A 22,933-nucleotide genomic window follows, 5' to 3' on the forward strand; every position below is an offset into this window, starting at 1 on the left:
CCACGGACCGTTACGCAGAGGCGGGACTGCTGCACGGATAGGTGACATCTGATCTGCGTCGATGTGTCGGCGCTGGAAGGATGTGCACCATGCCGAAGGCGTTCCCCAAGGAGTTCCGCGAGGACGTGATCCGGGTCTACAAGGACTCCGATGCCTCGATGGCCCAGGTCGCGAAGGACTTCGNACTTGCTTGCGCCGCACTCAATCGCCGCCCCAATGCATCGCCACACCAAGGAAGACGAGTTGGGACTGCTGCACGGATAGGTGACATCTGATCTGCGTCGATGTGTCGGCGCTGGAAGGATGTGCACCATGCCGAAGGCGTTCCCCAAGGAGTTCCGCGAGGACGTGATCCGGGTCTACAAGGACTCCGATGCCTCGATGGCCCAGGTCGCGAAGGACTTCGGTATCTCGCCGTCGTGCCTGAAGCGGTGGCTGGCGATCGACGAGAAGAACTCGGTCCGGTCGTCAGGCTCGCCCCAGTCGGGTAGTGAGTCCGACGCGCTGCGGGAGGCGAACAAGCGGATCAAGCTGCTCGAGCAGGAGAACGAGGTCCTGCGCCGGGCCGCGGCCTACCTCTCGCAGGCTCATCTGCCGGGAAAATGATGTACCCGCTCGTCCGCGAGCTGGCCGACGACGGGATACCCGTCACGGTGACGTGCCGGGTCCTGAACATCGCCCGCCAGCCCTACTACCGCTGGCTTGCCAGCCCGGTCACCGATGCTGAGCTGACCGCGGCCTACCGAGCCAACGCGCTATTTGATGCTCACCGTGACGACCCCGAGTTCGGCTACCGGTTCCTGGTCGACGAGGCGAAGGAGGTTGGCGAGCCGATGGCCGAGCGGACCGCCTGGAAGATCTGCTCCGACCTAGGCTGGTGGTCCTCACACGGCAAGAAGCGCGGCGGCAACGGGAAGAAGCCTGGCCCGCCGGTCCACGACGACCTGTGCGCCGTGACCGACCAGCACGGCGTGACCCGCCACGAGTTCCGGGCCGAGGGCCCGAACGAGCTCTGGCTCAGCGACATCACCGAGCACTGGACCGGCGAAGGCAAGCTCTATGTCTGCGCGATCAAGGACGTCTTCTCGAACCGGATCGTCGGTTACTCGATCGACTCACGGATGAAGTCGTCGCTTGCGGTCGCGGCCCTCAACAACGCTGTTGCTCGCCGTCGTGATGTGGCGGGCTGTGTGGTTCACACCGACCGCGGGTCCCAGTTCCGAAGCAGGAAGTTCGTCCACGCGCTCAACCGCCACTCGATGGTCGGCTCCATGGGCCGAGTCGGGGCCGCCGGCGACAACGCAGCCATGGAGTCATTCTTCGCGCTGCTGCAGAAGAACGTCCTCAACCGACGAACATGGTCGACGCGCGAGGAGCTGCGGATCGCCATCGTGACCTGGATCGAGAAGACCTACCACCGGCGCCGTCGCCAAGCCGCGCTCGGACGTTTGACCCCGGTCGAATACGAGCTGATCATGAAGCCGGCCGCGACCCAAGCGGCCTAACCAACCCTGTCACCAGTTCGTGCAGCAGTCCCNATTCTTCGCGCTGCTGCAGAAGAACGTCCTCAACCGACGAACATGGTCGACGCGCGAGGAGCTGCGGATCGCCATCGTGACCTGGATCGAGAAGACCTACCACCGGCGCCGTCGCCAAGCCGCGCTCGGACGTTTGACCCCGGTCGAATACGAGCTGATCATGAAGCCGGCCGCGACCCAAGCGGCCTAACCAACCCTGTCACCAGTTCGTGCAGCAGTCCCGTTCAGTCTCATCCTGGAAGGGCGCGTCTGGTTTGTTGCAAGCGACGAGGAACATGTCGCCGAGGTTGGCGACCTGATGTTCAAGCCACGCGGCGAGTGGCACACCTTTTTCAACGCCGCGGACGAACCTGCCCGCTTGCTGGAGCTGATCTCCCCGGGGGGCTTGGAAGAGGCTTTCAGGCTCATCGACACAGCCGCCGATGACTTCGGCCCTGACTTCGACCTTGGTCCCTACCTTGCTCCCTACGGCGTCGAAGACGACTTCGAAGCCACCGCGCCCATCATGGAGAAGTACGGGCTGACCTTCGGGTAAGGCACCGAGAGCCACGAGGGTTTCGCCGGGAGGTGGCCGAGTGCGCTGACCGAAACAGGTCCGTGCCTACCCGCCGAGGGACACCGACCTGCCTGTTCGTCCAGGGTCGTTTGTGCCGCTAGGACGGGCCAGTCATGAGCGCCAGAGGCGGCTTCCGGATATCTGTCCGACAACCGCTTGTGACCGGCCTGGTTGAACCGGCGTCAAGCGCGTTCGGGCAATTGCCGGACGTGGTAGCGGCGTCGCGGTTAGCGTGGGTCCTCGGCCAGGGAGTGTGTGCTCATGGCCTGATGGGTGGAAGGAATCTCGGCGTGCTGACGCTACTGGCCACCCTCATGGTCATGGCGGGGCTGGTCCTGGCCGGCCTGGCGGCGTACGTCGCGTGGCGGCGAGAGTCGCGCATGGGCTGGAGCCTGGCGTTCCTTCTCGTCTCCGTCGCCTGGTGGGGCCTCGCCTATGCGGTGGAGCTCTCGGTCGAGGACATCGCGGCCAAGAGCCGCTGGGGTGACCTGAAGTACGTCGGGATCCTCGCCCTGGCGCCAGCGTGGCTGGTCTTCGTGCTGCAGTACACCGGCCGCGGCGGTCGCGTGACGCAGCGCCTGCTCGCACTCCTGACGGTGGAGCCGATCCTTGCGCTCACACTCCTCGCGGTCCCCGCCACCCATGACCTCGTGCGCTCCTACCCGGCATCGGCGGCCACCGAGGACTTGCCGATCGTGGAGGTCGGGCCAGCCTTCTGGGCGATCCTCGTCTACAACAACCTCCTGCTGGTGGGGGCGACCACGATGTTTGTGGTCAGCATGGTCCGACTGGCCCGCCACTACCGCCGCCTGGCCGTGGTCGTCTTGGCCGTGGCGCTGCTGCCGTGGGCGGCGAACCTGCTGCACAACTTCGAGGTCGGCTGGTTCGCCCGCATCGACCTGACCCCGTTCGCCTTCACCGTCACCGGCGGGGTGCTGGTGTGGGGCCTGTTCCACGAGCGGCTTGTCGACCTCGCTCCCCTGGCCCGCAGTGCCGTGCTCGACAGCATGGCCGACGCCGTCTTCGTGCTGGAGCCGTTCGGACGGATCGTCGACGTGAACCCCGCTGCCGTCGCCCTCACCACCACTACCCGCGCCGCGTTGCTGGGACGGCGGTTCGAGGACGTGCTTCCGGGTACCGACGTGACCGCGCCCGGAGTCACAGAGTTCACCCTGCCCGACGCGCGTCACGACGCGGAACGTCGGACGTTCGACGTCTCGTACCAGCACCTCAGCGACGCAACCGGTCGCCCTGCGGGTGAGCTCGTGGTGCTGCGCGAGATCACCCAACGCGTCCGCGACCGGGACCGACTCCGACGCGTGCTCGCCGAGAAGTCGCGGGTTGCTGCCGCGCTCCAGGCCAGCATGATCCCCCCGAACCTGCCCGACATTGCAGGCACCGAGCTGGCGAGCAGGTACGAACCGGCGGGCGACGGTAGCGAGGTGGGCGGCGACTTCCTCGACGTGTTCGGCCTCGAGCCGCAGACGTGGGCCTTCGTGCTCGGCGACGTCAGCGGCAAGGGTGCCGAAGCAGCCGCCGTGAGCGCCGCCGCACGGTACACACTGCGCGCCCTGGCCGACTCCGACCGCGGCCCCGCCGAGACCGTAGCCGAGGTCAACGCCAAACTGCTCGCCCAGACCGACGCCGAGCGGCACTGCACCCTCATCTATGGCTACCTGCGACCCACGGCCCGCGGGACATCCGTGACCCTCACCCTGGCCGGCCATCACCCGCCCCTGGTGCTGCGGGCCACCGGCGAGGTGGAAGAGGTGGGACACCTGGGCTCCGCACTGGCGCTCTTCGACGAGCCCGAGCTGCACGACACCACCCTCGAGATGGCACCGGGAGAGGTGCTGTGCGCTTTCACCGACGGCCTCATCGAAGCCCGCCGGGGGAGCAACATGTTCGGCTCCGATCGAGTCGCCGAGCTGCTCCGCCGACACGGCCACCTGCCGGTCGACGAGCTCGCCGCCCTGATCTGTGAGGCTGTCCGGGCCTTCCACGGTGACCAGCTCCAGGACGACCTTGCCCTGCTCCTGGTCAGGATCAGTGCGAGGCCGGGTCAACCATAGTGGTCGCACACCGCGGCGAGGTCACCGTCGACGGCACGCCCGGTGAGGGCAGCACATAGGTGACGCTTCCCCAGGGTGGTTGACACGCTCAACAGCGGCAGTGCGCACCTTCACGCTCAAAACGCCTCTGTAGACCTCGCCCGCCAACATGCGATAGGGAGGGTGGTGCAGCCGTCCCGAGGCCCAGCCGTGCCAGTTGACCGGCAAAGCGTCGACCGGGCACGGGGCGCCCGGCTAACTCACGGGCTGCTCGGACCTGCTGCCTTTCGCCCACTGTGACGCGCACCGAACCTCCGGATCTACCGGTTCGAGCGGTCACAAGCAGGACTCCCCTCACAGCGGGCTGCAGCCGCCGGACACGTCCGGTCAACTCGCGGTGATGCGCGCCTTCGTCTCCGCGACGTCCATGCCGTGCAGCCGCAACAGGTTCTCCCCCAGGATCTTTTTCTTGGCCTGCTCGGTCAGCTGCGGGTAGCCGTAGCCGTCGGTGAGGTCCTGCGGGATCTCGAAGTTCCAGAACGCCTCCAACGCCCACTGCGGCTGCCAGATCGGCGCCTCGGAGCCGTAGACGATCTTGTCCTCTCCGCACCAGAACAGCAGCTTGCCCAGCAGTTCGGCGAAGAGTCGCGGCGCCCGGACGATGAAGTTGATCGAGGCCGCGAGGGACGCGTGGAGGTTGGGGTAGCGGATGAGCTGCCAGCAGGTCTCGTCGATGAACGGCAGCCCGACGTGGTAGATCACGAAGTTGATGCCCGGGAAGTTGCCGGCGGCGCCGTCCATGTCCCAGGTCTGGGTGTGCTCGATCATCTGCGGCCCGAGCGGGACACCCTTGTGCACACCGATCAGGTTGACCCCGAGATCCTGGATCCGTTCGAAGACCGGGAAGGCGACCTTCGGGTCGTCCATCCGCCATGGCACCTGGCCGCCGTCCTCGTAGCGCACGTTGTAGAACTTGAACGCGCGTGCGCCGTACTCCTCCACCTGGCGAGTCACGTCGTCGAGCGCCTGCTTGCCCTCGAGGGGGTTGACCGTGCCCCAGAGGACGGTCCGGTCGGGATCGCGTTGTGCCAACTTCGCGCACTCCTGCCACGGCGAGAGCCCGTCCTTGTAGAGGTCGGTCAGTGGGAGCGGCATCGCGACCAGCATGTCGGTCTGCGACTTTTCGTAGACCATCTCGCGGATCTCGTCGATGCTCCATTTGTGCAGGAACTCCTCCGCGCTCATGACCGGCTCACCCTCGGGGGTCAGCGTGGCGTGGAAGGCGTAGAGGTGGTTGGAGAACATCTCTCCCGCCGGGCCGTACGCGTTGTCCGGCTCGAAGTTGAACGGGTGCGCCACCCCGTCGAACACGAGTGCGTCACCAATCATGAGAGGTCCTCCGTGGTCGTGGATGATGGCCAGTTGGCGGCGACGTACGCCGCCGGGTCGCGCACCGCCGAGGGATCCGGGAGGAACCGCAGCTTGGTACGCGCGCTGTCCGAGAGTCGTGCCGGTGTCCACGCCTCGTCCCAGACCAGGTCGACCTGAGCGGTGTCCACGCCGGGGAGCGACAGCAAGGCGGTCTCGACGTCGGTGAGAACGTTGACGGCGAAGGGACACCAGCCCGAGGTCAACATCAGCTCGACGCGGGCCTGCCCGCCGTGGATCTCAGCGCGGTGCAGGAGACCCATGTCGACCACCGAGATTCCCTTGTCCCGGCAGCACGGGTCGAAGACGTCGCTGAGGACCTCGCGCACCGACTCGTCGACCCGCTCCGTCTGCTGCACGGTCATGGGTGTCCTCCTCGCACTCGGCGTCTGGTGTGAACCGCTCCCTCAGCCAGTTTCACCCCGCAGCCGGGCTGCGGGTACCCCCGTGATTTCCCATGACGAAACGCTGGACGCCGATCCACCGGTGATTACGATGGTGGCCCGACAGCCGGAGCGCGAGGAGCCCGCGATGGAGCCAGGGGCTGGTTCGCTACCGGCCGACTTCGTGCAGAGCGTCGGACGCGCGATGCTGATCCTCGAGATGGTCGGGCGTCGACCCGGGCTGCCGGTCAAGGCCATCGCGCGCCACTGTTCCTTGAACATCTCGACGACCTACCACCTCATCCGGACCCTCGCCTACGAGGGTTACCTCGTGCGCCTGCCGGACGGCACGTACGCGATCGGGGACGCGGTGGCCCGCCGCTTCCATGACCTGGTGGTCTCTCTCGAGCGACCCCCGGAGGCCGCGGTGGTCCTGCACCAGCTCACCGAACGCATCGGACTCAGCACCTACCTCGGTCTGCTCCGGGACGAACGGGTGACCGTCGTCGAGGTCGCGGAGAGCCCGGGCTCACCGTACCTCGAGGACTTCGAGGTCGGGCTGGACATCTCGGCGCACGCGACCGCGCTGGGAAAGGCGCTGCTGGCTGCGCTACCGCCCCAGACGAGGCGCGACCTCCTGCTCGGGCACGGCCTCCGTCCGTTCACGGCCAACACGCAGACCGATCTGGACCGGCTGGAGGAGGAACTGCGCTCCGTGCGCCCCGGCGCACCCGTCGTCGAGCACGGCGAGTTCCGTGACGGGGTCGCTTGCGCCGCTGCCCTGGTGCCGCCAACCCGGGCCGAAAAGCCGACTTGGGCGGTGGTTGTCGCGATGCGTGATCAGGACGTCCCCTCGCACATCTGCAGGGAGGTCGTCCTGGCTGCCGCAGACCTCGGCCACGGCGCTCACGCGCCTGATCAGGGCAGCCCCGGTCAGGAACCCGAGTCGGTGTCATGACCTGCCCCGTGGCCGGTGTCGGTAGACGATGAGCGCCAGGACAGCGATCGCGGCACACCCGAGAGACGCTGCGAAGCCCCGTGAGTAGCCGAGCGACTCGTCGTACAGCGCGGCGCCGAGCGCGGGCCCCAGCAGACCGGCCACGCCCCAGGACGAGAAGACACGGCCGTACGCCGTGCCGAACCGGTCCTCTCTGGAGACCTCCCGGGTGGCCGCCGGGAGCAGCGCAGACGTGAGGCCGTACTGGACGCCGAGCAGCGACAAACCCACGACCACCGCGGCTGTGCCCGGGAGCCAGGCCAACGCCAACAGCGACAGCGCCAAGGCGCCGAGATCTGCCGCCAGCGCCCTGCACAACCCGATCCTGAGGACCAGCGATGCGGCGCCGAGCCGACCGACGAGGTTGGCGGCTGCCATCAGCGCGACCGCGACGCCGGCACCGCGGGGTGACACGCCCCGCTCGGTCGCGACGTGGGCGGCGTTCGCGAAGGCGAACAGCCCCGGCGCGAAGGCTCCGAGCGAGAACCACCACAACGCTGCCAGCGCGGGCGCGTCTTCCATCGGTCCCTCCGCCTCCTCAGCGAGAGCCGGAGACGGTTCGGGCGAGCCGGGCAGCCCCCGGCTCGCCAAGACGATGACGGCCCCGACCGTGATTGCGGCGACGACCAGCGTCGTCCGCCACCCCCAGCGATCGACCCCCAGGTTGCCGAGAGGTGCGGTCACTACCGGACCGGCGGCGTACGAGGCCACCACGACGCCTACCGTCCACAGCCCCCCGGCCCGAGTGGTTGCCCAGGAGACCGCGCTGAGGTAAGTGAGGCCGCTGCCGAGACCGAAGAGAACCCCGACGCCGAGATGGAGGACCAGCTCGCTTCCTGCTGCCGCCCCCAGGGCGATTCCCCCTGCAGAGAGGAGGCCACCCACCGCCATGGCACGGCGCGGCCCGTGTCGATCGACGGCGGTCCCGCCACACAGGACCGCGACGGCGAAGGCGACCACGCTGCTGGAGAAGACGGATCCGAGCTCAACGGCCGGTCGGCCGAGCTCCGCGCTGAGGGCGGGAACCAGGACGCTCCAGGCAAACAAGGTTCCAGCCGCCGCGTTGGCCGCCATTGCTGACAGGAGTGGAAGCCGATCGGGCCGGAGGTTTTCCTGCAGGAGCGGCACAGCGGGCTTCCTGTCGGTGAAGTAGCAAGGTCCGAGGACCTGCGCATAGGGATCCTGGACAGGCTCCTCCATCCGAATGGGGGCGTCCACCCTCGCCGAGCGGCGGCCGTAGCCCGTCGAACCGCGGCCGAGCCGTCTGCCGTACGGGCTCGCCTGACACTCCTCGTGGCGCTCGTCCCGAGGGCGCCTACATGTGTGGCTCACCCGCCGACATCCTCACCAACGGCAAAGACCGGTGGCTCTTTGCTGGGGAGGGCAACGACCCGCCGCATCAGAACACTGTCGGCTACTGGTGGCGCAAGACACTGCGCGACGCCGGCCTCAAGGGCATCAAGCTCCACGACCTGCGGCACTTCTATGCCTCTGGCCTCATCGCGGCTGGGTGCGACGTGGTGACGGTCCAGCGGTCGCTGGGCCACGCGAAGGCGACCACGACACTCAATACCTACGCGCACCTCTGGCCGACCGCCGAGGACCGCACGAGAAAGCCGGCGGAGTCGATCTGCGTCGCTCGGCGAGCCACCCGAGCCCGTAGCCACGTTGGTGGCGAGTCCGGCCGACTGAGCCGTGGCCTCGGACCGTGGATGCGGTTCCCAAGCATGACCCGGTGGTGCGTCACAGCGCCGCATGCCGGCGCATGCCCCGTAGTAGTTGGGCCCCCGGTACTCAGAGACGACCACGGTGCTCGCGGGACTGACGAGGTCAGCGAGGACGTCGGCGACCCCTTGGAACGCAGATGCGCCGCCTGCTGCGCGAGGTTTCGGTCTGGCAGTCCTCGGTCGGGGGCCTCACCCGGTTGCGGGGTGGCCTAGATTCGCCCGTACTTGGCCGGCGTGTTGGCTGAGCGCATCCAGGTCCCGGCTGTGCGGCGATGTTGCCGCGAATGCCTGGAGGAGGTCGCGGACGTGGGCGTCGAGGTGGAGGCGCAGTTCAGGGCTGTTGCTGGCGTTGCCTACCTGGTCGGCGAGCTCGAGGGTTCGGTGCAGAACGGTGGGGTGCGTGATCGCGTACACGCGCATGGCATTGAGCACGTGGTCGAGGATGTGGGCAAGAGTGACGCACGGTGCGATGACTCGCAGCCGGCCGTCCTCGTCGTAACGGTAGGAGGAGGGGGTGGGGCGACCGGCGAGCCGGACGAGACCATTGGCAAGGTTGTCGAGAGCGTTGATCGCGGTGTACGGATCGTTGGTGCCGGGCGAGAGGGCGCGTACGGCCATCTCCTCCAGCAGCATTGCTGGGAACTCCAGGTCTTCGTCCGGGGTTCTTGCTCGTCCGATACGCACGGCCTCTCGCACTGAGTCGCCTTGCTTGTCGTCGTGCTCGCCGGGTGACCAGAGCCGGGCGAGGACGGCACCTTCGATGACGTGATCGCCGGGACGTACGGTCACGTGCACGAGCGAGTCGTTCTCGCCGGCGAGGTGGGCGAGGTGGGTGAGGTCGATGCCCAGCACGTATCCGGTCCGCTGTGCGGTCACTTGGCTCGCCTGACTTGGATCCGAAGGAACCGGCAGCGCCTCTGGCTCGTCGGAGGGCTGGGCCTGGTCGTCGTCCTGGTCGTCAGCTGGGCGGAGCCTGTCGATCGCACCGGTGAAGTCGCTGCGCACCAGCTCGGCCAGCGTCCACACCTGGACTGAGTCGCTGATGTGATGGATGAAGTAGACCAGCACGGCGATGGCGACGACCGCGAGCAGGACGGCGACGTTCACCGCGAGATGAGGGACGAAGTAGTCCTCATCGCCGTCACCGACAACCCGGATGGAACGCAGCACGATCAGGCTGTACAGGAATGTCGCCACGAAGATGCCGAGCACGAACTGGTTCCCACGGTCGGCCATGAAGTTCCGGACCAGCCGCGGGCCGTACGTGGATGAGGAGAGCGCGAGCACGGCGATGGTGATGGAGAAAGTGGTCGAGGCGACCGCGAGCATCGACCCGGCGACAGCGCCGAGCAGGTCTCTGCTTCCCGACTCGCCCACCCTGGTGATCACCGCACCGAAGGCACCCAGACTCGTGTCGTCGAGCCGTCGGTCCAGCAGGATGAGCCCCTCGGCGAGAAGGACCGCTGCCAGACACAGCAGACCGGGGACGAACCAGAAGCTCTGCCGCAACCGGGCCCACACGCTCATCGCCGGAGCACCCGCCATCCCAGAAACCAACGACTCTGCCGTGCTTCAGTCATGGCGACGCACCTTCCCGGGTAGCCACGCCCTCGTGTCGGTGACCCGACCTGGGAAGGCGATCCTGCTTGCTGCACGTACACGGGGCATCGCGTGCGCGAGGTGAAGCGTACGACGGGCGGCGACCCCACGGGTGCACTCGCAAGGGGGAGGGCTGGGAGCCGGGGGCCGTCGTCCATGCGCTGACCTTCGCGGAGCGCGCGCCGAGGATGCGCGGCCGGGATGCACCCAGCCCCTCGCGAAATCAGGTGCGGACTGGCACAACGCATGGATGGAGTGGTTGCTCTGGCCCTCACGGTAGGCGGGGCAGTGACGTACACGGCCCGGCGCGTCAGTGCCGGCCGAGCCGACCGCAACGAGCGAATCGCGACCCTCGACCCAGACGCTCAGCGGGACTACCAGACCGCCCTCGACGCCTACGAGCGCGGCAAGTGGGATGCCCCCGGCTGAAGGACCCCGATGAGATCAGCCGCCTGGTCGACACCGTGGCCACCGGCCGCTATGCGCTGGCCTGCGTGCATGCGCGCGTCGAGGGGGCAGCCGGTTCCCGAGTATCGACTCCCGTGCTTCTTCAATCCCCAGCACGGACCCTCCGCCCGCACGTGATGTGGACCTCGGCCCGCCGCGGTAGCCGTACCGTGCCGGCCTGCACCCGTTGCGCGATGCAGATCGCCGCGCGGGAGAAGCCGGAGGTCCGGACGGTCAACATGGGGTCGCGCACGGTGCCCTACTGGAAGGCTGGCGCCAGCCTCAGTCCTTGCAGCCGCGGCTACTTCCCGGCGGAACCTGCCACCGCGGGCGCCATGATGGCGTGGATGTACGCGGCACCCGACCCCGGGTGGGATCATCAGGGCATTGATGGCGGCCACCCAGGAGGCGACGGCGGCAGCTTCGGCGGCGGGGGCGACGGTGGCGGGGGAGACGGTGGCGGGTTCTAACGTTGAGCGTGCAGCCCTCACTCAGGCGACGGGCTGGCGCCGGGTGCAGCAGGTTCGGACCAGCGGGCCAGAGTCGAACGCCCTCTCGGACGAGACCCTGACTCACGCGCACCCAGCGCGGGTGTCCGTCCTGTCTGCGGCTCCCGTGCGCCCCACTGGCACGAGAGAAGCCGCCCGCCCCTGACTGGCGAGGGGCGGGCGGCAGGTTCGCCTGCCGTACTTGGGAGGGGCGGCGGGTCGAACCGTCTCGTCCATGATCGGACACTCCCCGGTTCCCCGATGGGCTCTGTCCATGCAGTGAGCGACCCCGGCCGTGTGGGGGTTGGGATGCCGAGGCCGCTCGACTGCGCCCAGTGCACCCGGCCGAAGGGGGCGCGGCCGGGACGGGCAGCACGAAGAGTAAAGGAACTACGGATTGCGCGGTCACGGCGGGTGAGCGCTGCAGGGGCAGCCGGCTCGCCGCGCCTTCGCGAGACACCAGTGCCGGCGAGGCAGAAGGCTTGGTTCTCGGTCATATCGCGCCGCTCTTGATGGCGGTGCACGGGGGTGCGGAACCGTCGTCGAGCCCTATGCTTGACGGGAGTCATCGAGAAAGGCTGCGGCGTAGACCGCTTCGAGTTCAACCGGCAGCTTGCAGAAGCGGCCCGTGGCATGGCGGAGGAGCCCGCCACCGAGGCGACGCTCGATCGCGCCATCCTGACCGCCACCGAGCTGGTCAATCATGCGGACTTGGCCAGTCTGTCGTCGTTCACTCCCGACAGGGTGGACACACCCGCGGCCTCGCACGAGGACCTGCGTCGCATCGACCAGCTCCAGCACGACCTCGGCGAGGGACCGTGCATCGTCGCCCTGCGCGCCAGCGACGTCGTTAGGGTGGGCAACGTGGCCACCGACTCCCGGTGGTCGACGTGGGGGCCCCGGATCGCGGACAAGTTCGACATTCGTTCGTCGTTGAGCTTCCGGCCCTTCAGCGACAGGCACAGGCTCGGCGCTGACGTTGTACGCCAAGAAGCCCGACTCCTTCGACGAAGATGACGTCGCCGACGGATACGCGGTGGCCGCACAAGCGACGGTCATCCTGGCCGCGACGTCTGATCACGACCCTGCAGAGCAGGCAGGTCATCGGCGAGGCCGTCGGCATGCTGCGCGAACGCTTCGACCTGCCCTCTTCTCGCGCGTTCGACGTGCTCAAGAGACTCTCCTCGCAGCAGAACACCAAGCTCTTCAAGATCGCACAGCACATCGTCGACATCGGCAACCTCCCGGACCTCTCGCATAGCCCCAACGACGACGGCCTCCCGCCGTAGGTGCCAGGACCTCGCGGCCCTCCCCCGGCAACCAGCACACAGGGGCCACAAGGCTTGTCGTCACGTCACAGCGAGCGCACACTGGTGAAGCAACGAGCCGGAGGAAACGACCATGGGAATCCTACAAAGCATCGGCTGCAAACTGGGGTGGCACAGCTGGGAACCGCTCGTAAGCGACATGACAGGCGAAGCCCATCACAAGTGCCTGTACTGCGGACGGACGAAGCGCGTGGACACAGGTCACCCACCCGACGCGCACGACAAGTCGCAGATCCACACCTGAGCCGACGAACCGCCGGGCCGCAGAAGCGCCTCAGAAGACCTGCACCGCGACGATCGCGGCGTAGGCGAGGATCAGGGTGACGCCCTCGAAGCCGATGCGTCCCAGCCCCCGCGGCTGGCGCACCAGGAGTCCCGCGACCAGCACGATGGTCATCAACAGCGCGGCGGCCGTGCCGAAGAGCTGGTCCGCCTCGATCGCGTGATAGATCGACCCGCCGCGGTAGGCGACGTCACCGGCCACGAGGTTGAGCGCGTCCAGACAGTTCCCGCCGAGCACGGCCGCGACGGCCAGCGTCATCGCCCCCCGCCGGACCGCGGCGATGGCGGTGACCGCCTCGGGCAGGGCGTTCACCAGCCCCATCATCACGGTCCCCACGAAGCCGGCCGCCAGGCCGGTCGCGTCGACCAGGTAGCCGGCCGCCTCCGCGATCAACCACCCGCCGACCGCGACGACCCCGCCGACCAGCACGAACTGGGTCCACATCGAGCGGCCGCTCGTGGCGGGACCGTCCGGTCCGGGGTCGATCTCGTCGACGACGGTCTCGGCCGTCTCCACGGCCTCCCACATCGGCTCGGCGTTCTGGGCACGGATCAGCTGCAGTCCACCGAGGTAGGCGACCACCATCACGACGGACGCCGGGTGGACCGACCACACGTCGATGTCCGGTACGAAGCTGGCCATCAGGGCCAGCGCCAGCAGGAAGACCAGCAGGCAGCCGAAGAGGACGTTGGGCAAGGACGCCGCTGCGTGCTCCAGGTTGCCGCGTCGGTAGAAGGCGTCGGCGACCGCGACGGCGAGGGTCTGCGCCACGATGCCGCCCACAGCATTGCTGTACGCGAGCTCGGGTCGGTCCGCCCCGGCGCTCGCGACGGTCATCACGATGCCGCTCAGCGAGGTGACGAAGCCGAAGAACACCGCGCCGAAGAGCGCCTCCCCCCATCCGGTGTGATCGGCGAGGTCGTCACCGAGGGTGGCGAGCCGGATGCTCCCGGCGACGGTTACGGCACCAGCCACCACGAAGACGGCCAGGGAGAGCGGGATGCTCCACTCGATGAGGTCCACGGTGCCTTTCGGGGACGACGGTGATTGGAGACGCCACGCTAACGTGGCGAGGGAAGCGAGTACGACCTGACGCGGAGGGAGCCAGATGTCGCCCGGAGACGAGCACGTACGCACCAGCCCCACCCCCGCCCCGATCCGCATGGCGGCCGGCGGCTTCGGTGTCCTGTTCCTGGCGCTCGGGGTGCTCGGCTTCGTGCCCGGTGTCACGACGGACCACGACGAGCTCCGGATGGCCGGCCAGGACTCCGGAGCCCACCTGTTCGGCCTCTTCCAGGTGTCGGTGCTGCACAACGTGCTCCACCTCGTCGCCGGCGTCGCCGGGTTGGCGCTCGCCCGTACGGCCGCCCTGGCGCACGGCTACCTGATCGGCGCCGGCATCGTCTACGCCCTGTTGTGGCTGTGGGGGGTGTCCGTCGACGCGGACTCCTCGCTCAACGTCATCCCGCTGGACCACTACGGCGACCGGCTCCACCTCGGACTGGCGACCGGCATGATCGCACTCGGCGTCACGCTTGGTCGGAGTCGCCACGCCCGCTCCGACGACGCCGGCTGACGTAGACGGCCCCTCCCACGATGGCCACCACCGCGAGGGCGACCCATCCCGCGGCGCCGACGACCTCCTCGATGCGCTTGATCGATGCTCCGGCGAAGGCACCCAGGGCGACGTGACCGACTGCCCAGATGAGGGCTCCCAGGAGGGAGGCGGCCAAGAAGCGGGGGTAGCGCAGCCGCATCGCGCCCGCGGCGACGGGGGTCAGCACCCGCACGGCAGGAAGGAACCGGGACACGACCACCGTCCGTACGCCGTGGTCGCGCAGCAACTCTCCCGTCCGGTCCCACTTCTCGCGCCCCACCTTCCTCACCAGTCGCGCCTCCCGCGCCCGGGGCCCGTAGCGACGCCCCACCAGGTAGCCGAACGAGTCTCCGGCAGCAGCGGAGAGCCACACCACGACCGACATCGCCACGAACATCGGAACCGTGCTGACCGTGGTCGCCGCCACCAGCACCCCCGTCTCCCCCGGGACGACGAACCCGAACCCGATCCCCGTCTCGCTGAAGGCGAGGAAGCCCGCCACCGCGAGCAACAGCGGGGTGGGCAGCCGCGTGAGGCCGTTGAGCGCGTCGGTCAGCATGCCACTCGACGGTACCGTCCGCCGTCGACGGACGCGTCCGGCGCATACCGAGCCGCGAAAAGGGGTAGGGGCACACCATGATCGGATTCCTCGTAGCTGGCCTCATCATCGGCGCGCTCGCGCGCCTCATCAAGCCCGGAAAGCAGAACCTCGGACTGCTCGCCACCCTCGGACTGGGCCTCGTCGGGTCGCTGATCGGCGGCACCATCGCCTGGCTTCTCGGCAGCGGCAGCATCTGGGAGCTCAACATCCTCGGCTTCATCCTGGCCGTGGTGGCTGCCGTGCTGCTCATCGGTGTCGCCGAGGGCGTCGCGGGCAAGAACACGAGCAGGAGCCACGCCTGACTCGGTCCCCTCTGGTGCGAACCCGTGAGTGAGCGTGCGAGGGCCATCGCCACCGGACTGGTGGCGATGGCCCTCGTGGCGACGCTCGGCTACGCGCTCCGGCCCGCCGAGACCTCACCGCGCAAGGTGCTCGGCGAGGTCGTCGGGCTCCAGCTCTACGCGGGCCTCGACCGGCCGCCCACCAGCGAGCCCATTCCTTCGGCGGACGACACGAGCACGGCGGCACCGGGGCGACCTGGCGGCTATCGCCGTGCCGTGCGGTTCCACGATCCGCTGCTGCCGTGCTCCGAGCGTGCCCGACCGGTGACGTGCGGTGCGAAGCTCGAGATCTTCCGGCGCCGCAGCACGGCGAAGGACCGGGAGGCGGCTCTCGCGGACGCCTCGGGAGAGCACGTCGTACGCCGAGGCGCACTGGTGCTGCGCATCAGCTCGGAGCTGCCGCAGGAGCGGCTGGGCCTCTACCGGCGCCGGTTCCACAGCGCGGTCGACGACCTCGGCGCGTTCCGCGAGCTCGCCCGGCTCGATCGCGAGGACACGTGATCACCTCGGCCGCCCTGGCCATGCCACAGGTCTTCGACGACATCGCCGAGCGCGGACGAGAGCTGCTGGTGCAGACGGCGGCGGCCGTGCTCGTCGCCGTTGTCGTGATCCTGGTCGGACGCGCGTTCCAACCGCTCGTACGACGACATCTCCGCCGGACGGGGCGCCCGAGCCGTACGCGCGTGTTCACCGCGCTCTACCGCCTCAGCGTCGTCATCGTGGCAGTCCTTCTGGCCCTCACCCTCGCCTTCCCCTCGGTCAGGGTCGCCGACGTGCTCGCCAGCCTCGGCATCCTGTCCGTCGCTGTCGGGTTCGCCTTCAAGAACGTCCTCGAGAACCTGCTGGCCGGCGTGCTGCTCCTCCTGCGCGACCCCTTCAAGTCCGGCGACCAGATCAAGGTGGGAGACGCCGAGGGCACGGTCGAGGGCGTCACCGTTCGCGAGACGTTGCTGCGCACCTACGACGGACAGCTCGTCCTCATCCCCAACGCGCAGGTCTACACCAGCCCTCTCGAGGTGCGCACGCACTACCCCTACACCCGGGTCGCCTTCGCGCTGAGCTTCCCTGCGGACGTGGACCTCGGCGCCCTCCTGCCCCGGCTCCGCGAGCTCCTGCAGGAGCTGACCCCCGCCACCGCACCCGCCCCCGACGTCGTGATCACCTCGGTCCACGAGGGCGCCGTCGAGGTCGAGATGCGGCTCTGGTCGCTCGCACTGCGCTCCGAGACCACGGCGACCATCCACCACGCCATCAGCCGTACGCTCGAGGAGCTCGCCGCACTGGGAGTTGCCCTGGACGAACCGGCAGTCGTCCTGAAGTCATCACCCACCACACAGTCGACGCAATCGGATCCCGACCCCTGACTGCGTCGGCAAGCCTGAGCTGCTCGTCAACGAACGCACCGTTGCGGGCCAGCGGCCGTCGATTGCTCGTCTTCACAGCGTTGGAACGTGGCCACGAAGACTCGCTGGGCGTTGGGGAGGAGCGTGGGCCGCACGATCAGCTGCACCTGCACCTCGGAGCCGTCGGCGCGGACCATCGGCACGATCACAGGCACTCCGAGGAGATTGTCGCGTCCGTTGGTGGCGTGCAGGGTAGTGCCCGCGATGTGCGCCTGATGGAAGCGGGCCGGCACCACGACAAGGACTCGCCGCCCCAGGAGCTCGTCGGCACGCCGGTAGCCCAACAGGTCCCGGGCCGCATCGGAGGCCGCGACGATGATGCTGGGCTCGTCGGTGGCCAAGAGGGACTCGGGCACCGCAGCGAGATCTGCGTAGGCGGCGGTTAGAGCGGCACGGTCAGCCAGAGTCGCTGTGACATCGGTTCGCGCCAACCATGGTCTGGCAGTCATGGCACCGCCGGCCTGGCGGGCCACTTCTGAGCACATCCACTCGCGCATCTCGTCGATCTCCGGCTGGGTTGGTGGGCTGAGGAACACGTGAATATCCCGCCGGAGAGTTCATCGGAGTCACCGGCGTCGAGATCCACTGCAACATGAACTCATCGGTCCTACGAGATGACGCCACCAGTTTCACCGTCTGGGACAGCAACGGACAACCCGTCCTACGCGCAGACCTATGACGCCAACCGGCCACCCGCAAGAGCTACCGGTAGCGCGAAGCTGTGATCGCGTTACATCAGGGGCAGTCTGTTCCCAATGGCGGGTCGGGCCGGCCACCCGTCAGGTGAGTGCGAACTAGCATCGGCCGATCCTGGGCGACGTCCTGGCAGTTGCGGAAGCCAGTTGCCATCGTTCCGCATGGGAACAGGCACCGGAGAAAGGTGGACTGCCAGGGAAAGAGAGTCGGCTTCCGAGTAGGTGTCCCGTAGGGGATCGGCACGCGGAGCGTGCCACAACGGGATCCGCTATCGGTTTGGGCTGTCCCGCAATCGATCCGGCTCCAGTGTCCAGCCGGGAGAAGTTGAGCGGCACGGGTCAGATTCCCGGGATCGCTCGGGGTCTGGGTTCTTGCGGTCGTGGCGATGAGAGCGGGAATGAACCTGCGCCGCTGCCAGGAGTTCTCATTGTCCGCCAAGCCCGGCGTCGCGTGCCCGAGCCACCGCTGCGGCCCGGGTCGAGACGTGCAGCTTGGCGAACACGTTGGAGACATGGTTGCGGACCGTCTTATCGCTCACCACCAGGCGACCCGCCACCTCGGCGTTGGTCAGACCCCGCGCAACAAGGTCGAGGACCTCGCGCTCGCGATCGGTCAACTCTGGGAAGGGAGCCGCACCTCCGGTGCGGAACCAAGCTATGACGCTGCGGGCAATCGCCGGACTGAACGCCACTTCGCCGGAGTCCACCATGCGCACGGCTCGTTCGATCTCTGCTCGGTCGGCGCCCTTGAGCAAGTAGCCCCGCGCCCCCGCCCGCATCGCGGCGAAGAGCGAGTCATCACCCTCCAGCATCGTCAGGACCAGGACCCCGGTCGCCGGGTGTTCAGCGACGATACGGCGCGTCGCCTCCACACCCGACATGCCAGGCAGGTGCAGGTCCATCACGACCACATCGGGCTGGAGGGTGCGGGACAGGTCGACTGCGCACTCACCGTCCACCGCCTGCCCGACCACCTCGACGCCGGCCATCGTGCTCAGCGCCATGGCCAGTCCCTCGCGGTAGAGCGGGTGGTCGTCGACCAGGAGCACCCTCATCCGGCCGCTCCTGGCAGCAGCGCGGACACCCGGGTCCCCGGCCCACCGGGCACCGGGCCGACCACCAACCGGCCGCCCACGTCGGCGGCGCGGCCGGACATCGACGCCAATCCGATCCCGGTGCCGCCACGCGGGGCGATGCCGGTCCCGTCGTCGGTGACGCTGACCTCGACCGCGTCGCCCACGCGCCGCGCCTCGACCTTGACGACCGATGCCCGGGCGTGACGGTGGGCGTTGGTCAGCGCCTCGGCCACGATCCGGTACGTCGCTACCTCGGTCGAGGCGCTCAGCCCCCGGAGCGCATCCGGGGTGCACAGCAGCGTCACCCGCTGGTCCGGGGTGCTGAATCCCTCGACCAGCTCGGCGAGCGCCCCCTCCAACCCCAGCTCGACGAGCGTCGACGGACGCAGACCCAGCACCACCGAGCGCACCTCGGCGACCGTACCCGCGAGCTGGGGGACCATGTCGTTGAGGATTGCCGCGGCGCGGGCGGGGTCGGCGGCGACCAGGTCCCGGGCCACCTCCGCCTTCAGTGCCATGGCCGCCAACGCGGGGCCGAGGCCGTCGTGCAGCTCGCGGTGAAGTTCGCGCCGCTCCTCCTCCCTGGCGCCAACCAGCTCCCCTGTCGCGCGGGACAGCATCCGCTCCAGCAGCGCACCGTGCGCGACCACGGCCAGGCCGGGAAGCAGCCGCGCGACATGACGCCGGCGATGGCGGCCCAGCTCGGCCAGTGCGGTCGGCAGCCCCAGAGATCCGACCTCCCGGCCTGCGTGCTCGAGGAGAACGGCGTGCCCACCTCCCTCGCCCGGCCCGTCGCCGACGTGGCCGCCGTCCGCCAGCCGCAGCCACACCCCCTCGGCACCGAGCCGGGCGGACAGTGAGGAGATCGCTTCCCCGAGCAACATCTCGGCCGATTGGCCGCCCAACGGTCGGTCCTCGAGACGACGTCCTAGCTCGGCCAGGTCACTGGCGGGGTCGTCCTCGACGCCGTGCACGCGGAGGTTGACCTCCCGGCGATAGACGGCGTGCACCGGCGGTGACAGCGCCACGGTCACCGCCGCTGCCAGCACCCCCGGCCACAGGTCGTCGCCGGCCCCGGGGACCGCCAGCGTGACGGCTAACAGGACCGCCACGTAGACCAGTACGAGCGTCGCGAGGACGGCCAGCCAGATGAGGCCCCGCGAGATCACCATGTCGACGTCCCACAACCCGAGACGGAGAACGGCCAACAGGATCGCGGCGGGAAGCGGGATCATCGCCGATGCTGTGACGACCGGCCCGCCCGCGAATCCGGCGGCGAAGAGCAGGAGGCTGCCCACCACACCGACCAGGACCCATTTGAGCTGCTGACGGGTCTCCCCCTGGCTCCGGCGCCACCGCAGCACTACCGATGCCACCGAGAGGACCGTGCCGGCGAGGACGGTGGCGAAGAGGACATCGGCCAGAACGTCGCCCTCGACGGCCAGCGGGTTCCTCGCTCGGGAGGCGATGCCGGCCGAGATGTCGTCGTACGGCGTCGTCATCCAGGCCAAGGCCATGGCAAAGGTGGCGACCACCCCCGCTGCCGCCACCAGCCTTCTGCGTCCCTCGGGAACCCTGCCCTCAGGGAGCATGTGGGGCACGACCGCGACCACGGCCACCATCGCCACCGCCCACACCCAGTTGCCCACCCACAGCGAGAAGCCACCACCTGGGAGGCCGCCGGCCTCCAGGGAGCGGACGCCGTACTCGAGTGCAAGCATGCCGACGCCGGCGGCGAGGCCGATGGCCATGAGCAGCGTCCCTATCGTCAGGTCGGGCCGGCGCCAGAGGATCCACCCTCCGGTCAGCGTGTAGACGACGCCCATCACGACGCCGGTCAGCCACCAGTCCGTCACTCCGGACGCCAAGGGCGAGGCGACGTTGCGCTCGTGCACCAGCGCCGTCAAGGCGACCGCAACGCTGGCGACGGTCACGCCGGCGGCGACGGCGGGGCGGGTGGGCATGACTCATGGTGACGGACCCGGCCGAACCTGTCATGGGACCAGAAGTCCCGGATGCCCGGGCCACGCCGACCCGGCGGAAACGGGAGCGGTGCCTCAGGCGCCGCCGCCTCATGCGTCCCAGGCTGGTGCCGACAGATCCCGACCTTACCCAGGAGCTCCCATGACCACCTCACTCGCCGAACGCCAGGGGACTCGTCCCACGGCCGCAGTCGCAGCCCTCCTGCTGACCCTCGCGATCGCCGCGGTCACGACTGGCGGAGCAATCTACTTCTCGTTGTTCTGGGCCCAGGCGCCGACTCCCTCCGTGTGGACGGTGCTGTTCGCCGTCGGATTCGCAACGATCTCGGCTCTGGGCGTCGTGGCCGCATCGGCCCTCGCTCGCGGCAGCGAGCGTGGCCGACAAGGGGTGATCGCCTACGCCACGTTCGGCATCCTCTTCACGCTGGCAAAGCTGATCTGGTGGCAGGAGACGGAAGCGATCGTCTTCGGCGCCCTCGACATCGCCCTACTCCTGCTGGTCTCCAGCCGACGCGTGCGCGGCTGGACCGACGCCACCGCCTGAGGCAGCCAGGGGCGACGCCGTGCTGCTCACGGTGTCACTTCGCTGATCTCGCCAGGCCCTCTTCGCCTGCTCATAGGCTGAGGTCAAGTGGTGGCCACCTTCAGCGCCTAAGCGTCTGGCGGTGATCCGGGGGGGGATCACCGCCAGTCCGGCGAAGAGCGAGCTCTGAGGAATGAGCCCACTCCCCAGGATGTCGGACGTCCTAGATCGCGGTGGCTGGTCGGGCGCCGGTAGGCTACCCATTGCCTGTCCGATTGACTTGGGTCTCGTGCGCTCAGGAAGTTTTGGGCGGGGTATTGGCGCATGGAGGGCCTCTGGCGAGTCGTTGTCGCTTCCCGACACATTGTTGGCGCTCTGCACCCCGGCAGGTGAGATTTGAGCTGTCTACGCCTGCGCTGGGACCAGGTCGGCAAGAAGTCCCTGAAAACGCGCTGGTTGATCTCGATCGCGGATGGCGCACGGAGTCCGTTGAGCTGGGGCTACATGGGCGTCGAGAGGATGTTGCAGATGTCGGTGTCGGTGCAGTCGGTGGGATCGAGGTGGTGGCTGCGGGCGATGACGCCTTCGAGTTCTGCTTCGAGCACGGTGAGGTTCTTGATCCGTGCGCGCACGTCGGCGAGTTTGCTGTGGATCAGTGTCGTCACATGGGCGCAGGGGGCGTTGCCGTCGTCGCGGAGATCGATGATGCTGCCGATCTCGGCCAGGGTGAGGCCTGCTGTCTGTGCGGTCTGAACGAAGCGCAGCCGGGTGAGCGTGGATTCGTCGTAGTTGCGATAGCCGTTGGAACCGCGCTCGGGTAGGGGTAGGAGGCCTTTGCGTTCGTAAAACCTGATGGTCTGGCTGGGTAGGTCGGCCGCGGCGGCGAGCTCTCCGATCAACATCTATCCATCGTAGGCCTTGACCTTGCACTGTGGATCAAGGTTTACGGTCGCTGGCATGGACATTGACTTGTTGTACTTCGACGACTGCCCGAACTGGAAAATCGCCGATGAGCGCCTTGCTGTCATCGCCGCAGAGCACCCTGAGTTGATGGTCTCGCGTCGCTTGGTCGAGACGCTGGAGGATGCCGAGCGGGTGGGGTTCCGCGGCTCACCGAGCATCCTGATCGACGGCATCGACGTTTTCGCTCAGCCAGATGACGGGGTTGGGTTGTCGTGCCGGGTCTACCGCACACCGGAAGGCCTCGCGGGCGCCCCCACGATGGAACAGCTGCGAGCGGTGCTCGCCGTGGGAAGCGGCACCGCGCGATGACCGAGAACTACGACTTGATCGTGATTGGTGCCGGCACATCCGGTGCCTCCGCGGCCCACAAGTGCGCGTCGCAGGGCTGGAAGGTCGCGATCGTTGACGCGCTGCCGTATGGCGGAACGTGTGCATTGCGGGGGTGTGACCCGAAGAAGATCCTGCGCCGTGGTGCCGAGATCATCGACAGCGCCAGGCTGATGCGTGGCAAGGGCATCGACGACGAGGCCTATCGATCAACTGGGCCGACCTGATGAAGCACAAGCACGGCTTCACCGACCCGGTCCCGCAGCATGGAGGAAAGCCTCGCCGGGGCCAGCATCGACACCCTCCACGGCGCTGCCCGGTTCACCGGCAAGACCAGCCTCGAGATCGGAGGCGTTGCCTACGGGGCAAGGCATTTCCTGATCGCGACCGGGGCGCGTCCCCGGCCGCCGGGACTTCCCGGGCACGAGCACCTCATCGACAGCACCGACTTCTTGGATCTGAAGGTGCTCCCGCAGCGGATCTTGTTCGTCGGTGGCGGCTTCATCTCCTTCGAGTTCGCCCACATCTCGGCGCGTGCGGGCAGTAGCCCGACTATCATCGACCGCGGACCCCGTCCCCTTAAGGGGTTCGATCCCGGAG

24 protein-coding genes and 2 pseudogenes are annotated in these 22,933 nt (G+C 68.4%); 16 read left to right on the forward strand and 10 right to left on the reverse strand.

Translation table 11 applies throughout. The features are described from left to right. Positions 1–312: 312 nt before the first annotated feature. From AC57BS_RS05350 to AC57BS_RS05365, 4 genes and pseudogenes are all read left to right on the forward strand, one after another. Positions 313–1,505, forward strand: a protein-coding gene (locus AC57BS_RS05350; RefSeq protein ID WP_496410420.1) for an IS3 family transposase whose coding sequence is annotated in 2 segments (ribosomal slippage) — positions 313–597 and positions 600–1,505 — 1,191 coding nt in all. Because the reading frame shifts where the segments join, the coding sequence is not laid out codon by codon here. Positions 1,506–1,536: 31 nt separating this feature from the next. Further along, a pseudogene (locus tag AC57BS_RS05355) lies at positions 1,537–1,728 on the forward strand (IS3 family transposase); the annotation flags it as partial. Positions 1,729–1,773: 45 nt separating this feature from the next. Next, positions 1,774–2,073 (forward strand): cupin domain-containing protein, encoded by a 300-nt coding sequence (locus tag AC57BS_RS05360; RefSeq protein WP_496411247.1) that lies wholly within the window; start codon positions 1,774–1,776, stop codon positions 2,071–2,073. Between the two features lie 311 nt (positions 2,074–2,384). Beyond that, entirely contained in the window at positions 2,385–4,166 is a 1,782-nt protein-coding gene (locus AC57BS_RS05365) for a histidine kinase N-terminal 7TM domain-containing protein (RefSeq protein ID WP_496410421.1), read from the forward strand. 366 nt (positions 4,167–4,532) lie between these two features. On the opposite strand, the gene AC57BS_RS05370 is transcribed toward AC57BS_RS05365, so the two are convergent. Together AC57BS_RS05370 and AC57BS_RS05375 are read right to left on the reverse strand one after the other, a co-directional pair. Next, a complete protein-coding gene (locus AC57BS_RS05370) occupies positions 4,533–5,534 on the reverse strand; it encodes an amidohydrolase family protein (protein WP_496410422.1) in 1,002 nt (333 codons plus the stop codon). Then, entirely contained in the window at positions 5,531–5,938 is a 408-nt protein-coding gene (locus tag AC57BS_RS05375) for a metal-sulfur cluster assembly factor (RefSeq protein WP_496410423.1), read from the reverse strand. Before AC57BS_RS05375 ends, AC57BS_RS05370 begins: the two co-directional genes overlap by 4 nt. Here AC57BS_RS05375 and AC57BS_RS05380 point away from each other — a divergent pair. Continuing rightward, complete coding sequence (locus tag AC57BS_RS05380) at positions 5,937–6,914, forward strand: IclR family transcriptional regulator (protein WP_496410424.1); 978 nt, start codon at positions 5,937–5,939, stop codon at positions 6,912–6,914. The genes AC57BS_RS05375 and AC57BS_RS05380 overlap by 2 nt on opposite strands. Here AC57BS_RS05380 and AC57BS_RS05385 read toward each other — a convergent pair. Beyond that, the gene (locus AC57BS_RS05385; protein WP_496410425.1) at positions 6,909–8,153 is read right to left on the reverse strand and encodes an MFS transporter; all 1,245 of its coding nucleotides are present in this window, start codon (positions 8,151–8,153) and stop codon (positions 6,909–6,911) included. The genes AC57BS_RS05380 and AC57BS_RS05385 overlap by 6 nt on opposite strands. Before the next feature lie 119 nt (positions 8,154–8,272). Here AC57BS_RS05385 and AC57BS_RS05390 point away from each other — a divergent pair, with 119 nt between their 5' ends. Further along, a complete protein-coding gene (locus AC57BS_RS05390) occupies positions 8,273–8,893 on the forward strand; it encodes a tyrosine-type recombinase/integrase (RefSeq protein WP_496410426.1) in 621 nt (206 codons plus the stop codon). On the opposite strand, the gene AC57BS_RS05395 is transcribed toward AC57BS_RS05390, so the two are convergent. Further along, a complete protein-coding gene (locus AC57BS_RS05395) occupies positions 8,870–10,225 on the reverse strand; it encodes a DUF2254 domain-containing protein (RefSeq protein ID WP_496410427.1) in 1,356 nt (451 codons plus the stop codon). The genes AC57BS_RS05390 and AC57BS_RS05395 overlap by 24 nt on opposite strands. A 342-nt stretch (positions 10,226–10,567) precedes the next feature. On the opposite strand from AC57BS_RS05395, the gene AC57BS_RS05400 reads away from it, so the two are divergent. The 3 genes from AC57BS_RS05400 (at position 10,568) to AC57BS_RS05410 (ending at position 12,503) form a co-directional block, all read left to right on the forward strand. Further along, positions 10,568–10,708, forward strand: coding sequence for a hypothetical protein (locus tag AC57BS_RS05400; protein WP_496410428.1), 141 nt, complete (start codon positions 10,568–10,570; stop codon positions 10,706–10,708). Positions 10,709–11,769: 1,061 nt separating this feature from the next. Beyond that, the gene (locus tag AC57BS_RS05405) at positions 11,770–12,231 is read left to right on the forward strand and encodes a hypothetical protein (RefSeq protein ID WP_496410429.1); all 462 of its coding nucleotides are present in this window, start codon (positions 11,770–11,772) and stop codon (positions 12,229–12,231) included. Further along, positions 12,228–12,503 carry an ANTAR domain-containing protein gene (locus tag AC57BS_RS05410; RefSeq protein WP_496410430.1) on the forward strand — a complete coding sequence of 92 codons (276 nt, stop codon included), beginning with the start codon at positions 12,228–12,230 and terminating at the stop codon, positions 12,501–12,503. The genes AC57BS_RS05405 and AC57BS_RS05410 overlap by 4 nt, the downstream gene beginning before the upstream one ends. A gap of 313 nt (positions 12,504–12,816) precedes the next feature. Here the strand turns inward: AC57BS_RS05410 and AC57BS_RS05415 are convergent, their stop codons facing one another. Beyond that, positions 12,817–13,848, reverse strand: a complete 1,032-nt coding sequence (locus AC57BS_RS05415; RefSeq protein ID WP_496410431.1) for a sodium:calcium antiporter — start codon at positions 13,846–13,848, stop codon at positions 12,817–12,819. Between the two features lie 85 nt (positions 13,849–13,933). On the opposite strand from AC57BS_RS05415, the gene AC57BS_RS05420 reads away from it, so the two are divergent. Then, a complete protein-coding gene (locus AC57BS_RS05420; protein ID WP_496410432.1) occupies positions 13,934–14,401 on the forward strand; it encodes a DUF4383 domain-containing protein in 468 nt (155 codons plus the stop codon). Here the strand turns inward: AC57BS_RS05420 and AC57BS_RS05425 are convergent. After that, positions 14,355–14,981 carry a DedA family protein gene (locus AC57BS_RS05425; protein WP_496410433.1) on the reverse strand — a complete coding sequence of 209 codons (627 nt, stop codon included), beginning with the start codon at positions 14,979–14,981 and terminating at the stop codon, positions 14,355–14,357. The genes AC57BS_RS05420 and AC57BS_RS05425 overlap by 47 nt on opposite strands. 77 nt (positions 14,982–15,058) lie before the next feature. Here AC57BS_RS05425 and AC57BS_RS05430 point away from each other — a divergent pair, with 77 nt between their 5' ends. The 3 genes from AC57BS_RS05430 to AC57BS_RS05440 are packed head-to-tail and all read left to right on the forward strand — an operon-like array spanning position 15,059 to position 16,728. Beyond that, complete coding sequence (locus tag AC57BS_RS05430) at positions 15,059–15,325, forward strand: GlsB/YeaQ/YmgE family stress response membrane protein (RefSeq protein WP_496410434.1); 267 nt, start codon at positions 15,059–15,061, stop codon at positions 15,323–15,325. Between the two features lie 24 nt (positions 15,326–15,349). Next, on the forward strand, positions 15,350–15,865 hold the full coding sequence (locus tag AC57BS_RS05435) for a hypothetical protein (RefSeq protein ID WP_496410435.1): 516 nt from the start codon (positions 15,350–15,352) through the stop codon (positions 15,863–15,865). Beyond that, on the forward strand, positions 15,862–16,728 hold the full coding sequence (locus AC57BS_RS05440; RefSeq protein ID WP_496410436.1) for a mechanosensitive ion channel family protein: 867 nt from the start codon (positions 15,862–15,864) through the stop codon (positions 16,726–16,728). The genes AC57BS_RS05435 and AC57BS_RS05440 overlap by 4 nt, the downstream gene beginning before the upstream one ends. Before the next feature lie 26 nt (positions 16,729–16,754). Here AC57BS_RS05440 and AC57BS_RS05445 read toward each other — a convergent pair whose 3' ends face one another. From AC57BS_RS05445 to AC57BS_RS05455, 3 genes are all read right to left on the reverse strand, one after another. Further along, the gene (locus AC57BS_RS05445; protein ID WP_496410437.1) at positions 16,755–17,303 is read right to left on the reverse strand and encodes a PAS domain S-box protein; all 549 of its coding nucleotides are present in this window, start codon (positions 17,301–17,303) and stop codon (positions 16,755–16,757) included. A gap of 584 nt (positions 17,304–17,887) precedes the next feature. Continuing rightward, on the reverse strand, positions 17,888–18,517 hold the full coding sequence (locus tag AC57BS_RS05450) for a response regulator (protein ID WP_496410438.1): 630 nt from the start codon (positions 18,515–18,517) through the stop codon (positions 17,888–17,890). Further along, positions 18,514–20,502, reverse strand: a complete 1,989-nt coding sequence (locus AC57BS_RS05455) for a sensor histidine kinase (RefSeq protein WP_496410439.1) — start codon at positions 20,500–20,502, stop codon at positions 18,514–18,516. Before AC57BS_RS05455 ends, AC57BS_RS05450 begins: the two co-directional genes overlap by 4 nt. A gap of 160 nt (positions 20,503–20,662) precedes the next feature. Here AC57BS_RS05455 and AC57BS_RS05460 point away from each other — a divergent pair, with 160 nt between their 5' ends. Beyond that, positions 20,663–21,064 (forward strand): hypothetical protein, encoded by a 402-nt coding sequence (locus AC57BS_RS05460; protein ID WP_496410440.1) that lies wholly within the window; start codon positions 20,663–20,665, stop codon positions 21,062–21,064. 479 nt (positions 21,065–21,543) lie between these two features. Here AC57BS_RS05460 and AC57BS_RS05465 read toward each other — a convergent pair whose 3' ends face one another. Then, entirely contained in the window at positions 21,544–21,945 is a 402-nt protein-coding gene (locus tag AC57BS_RS05465; RefSeq protein ID WP_496410441.1) for a heavy metal-responsive transcriptional regulator, read from the reverse strand. Between the two features lie 55 nt (positions 21,946–22,000). Here AC57BS_RS05465 and AC57BS_RS05470 point away from each other — a divergent pair, with 55 nt between their 5' ends. Together AC57BS_RS05470 and AC57BS_RS05475 are read left to right on the forward strand one after the other, a co-directional pair. Continuing rightward, positions 22,001–22,315: a thioredoxin family protein gene (locus AC57BS_RS05470; protein WP_496410442.1), complete on the forward strand. Its 315-nt coding sequence runs from the start codon at positions 22,001–22,003 to the stop codon at positions 22,313–22,315. Continuing rightward, positions 22,312–22,929 (forward strand): annotated as a pseudogene (locus AC57BS_RS05475) (FAD-dependent oxidoreductase); the annotation flags it as partial. The gene AC57BS_RS05470 and the pseudogene AC57BS_RS05475, both read left to right, overlap by 4 nt. Positions 22,930–22,933 lie beyond the last annotated feature (4 nt).

This window comes from Nocardioides sp. BGA-UO-ETr-FS32 (genome assembly GCF_059567905.1).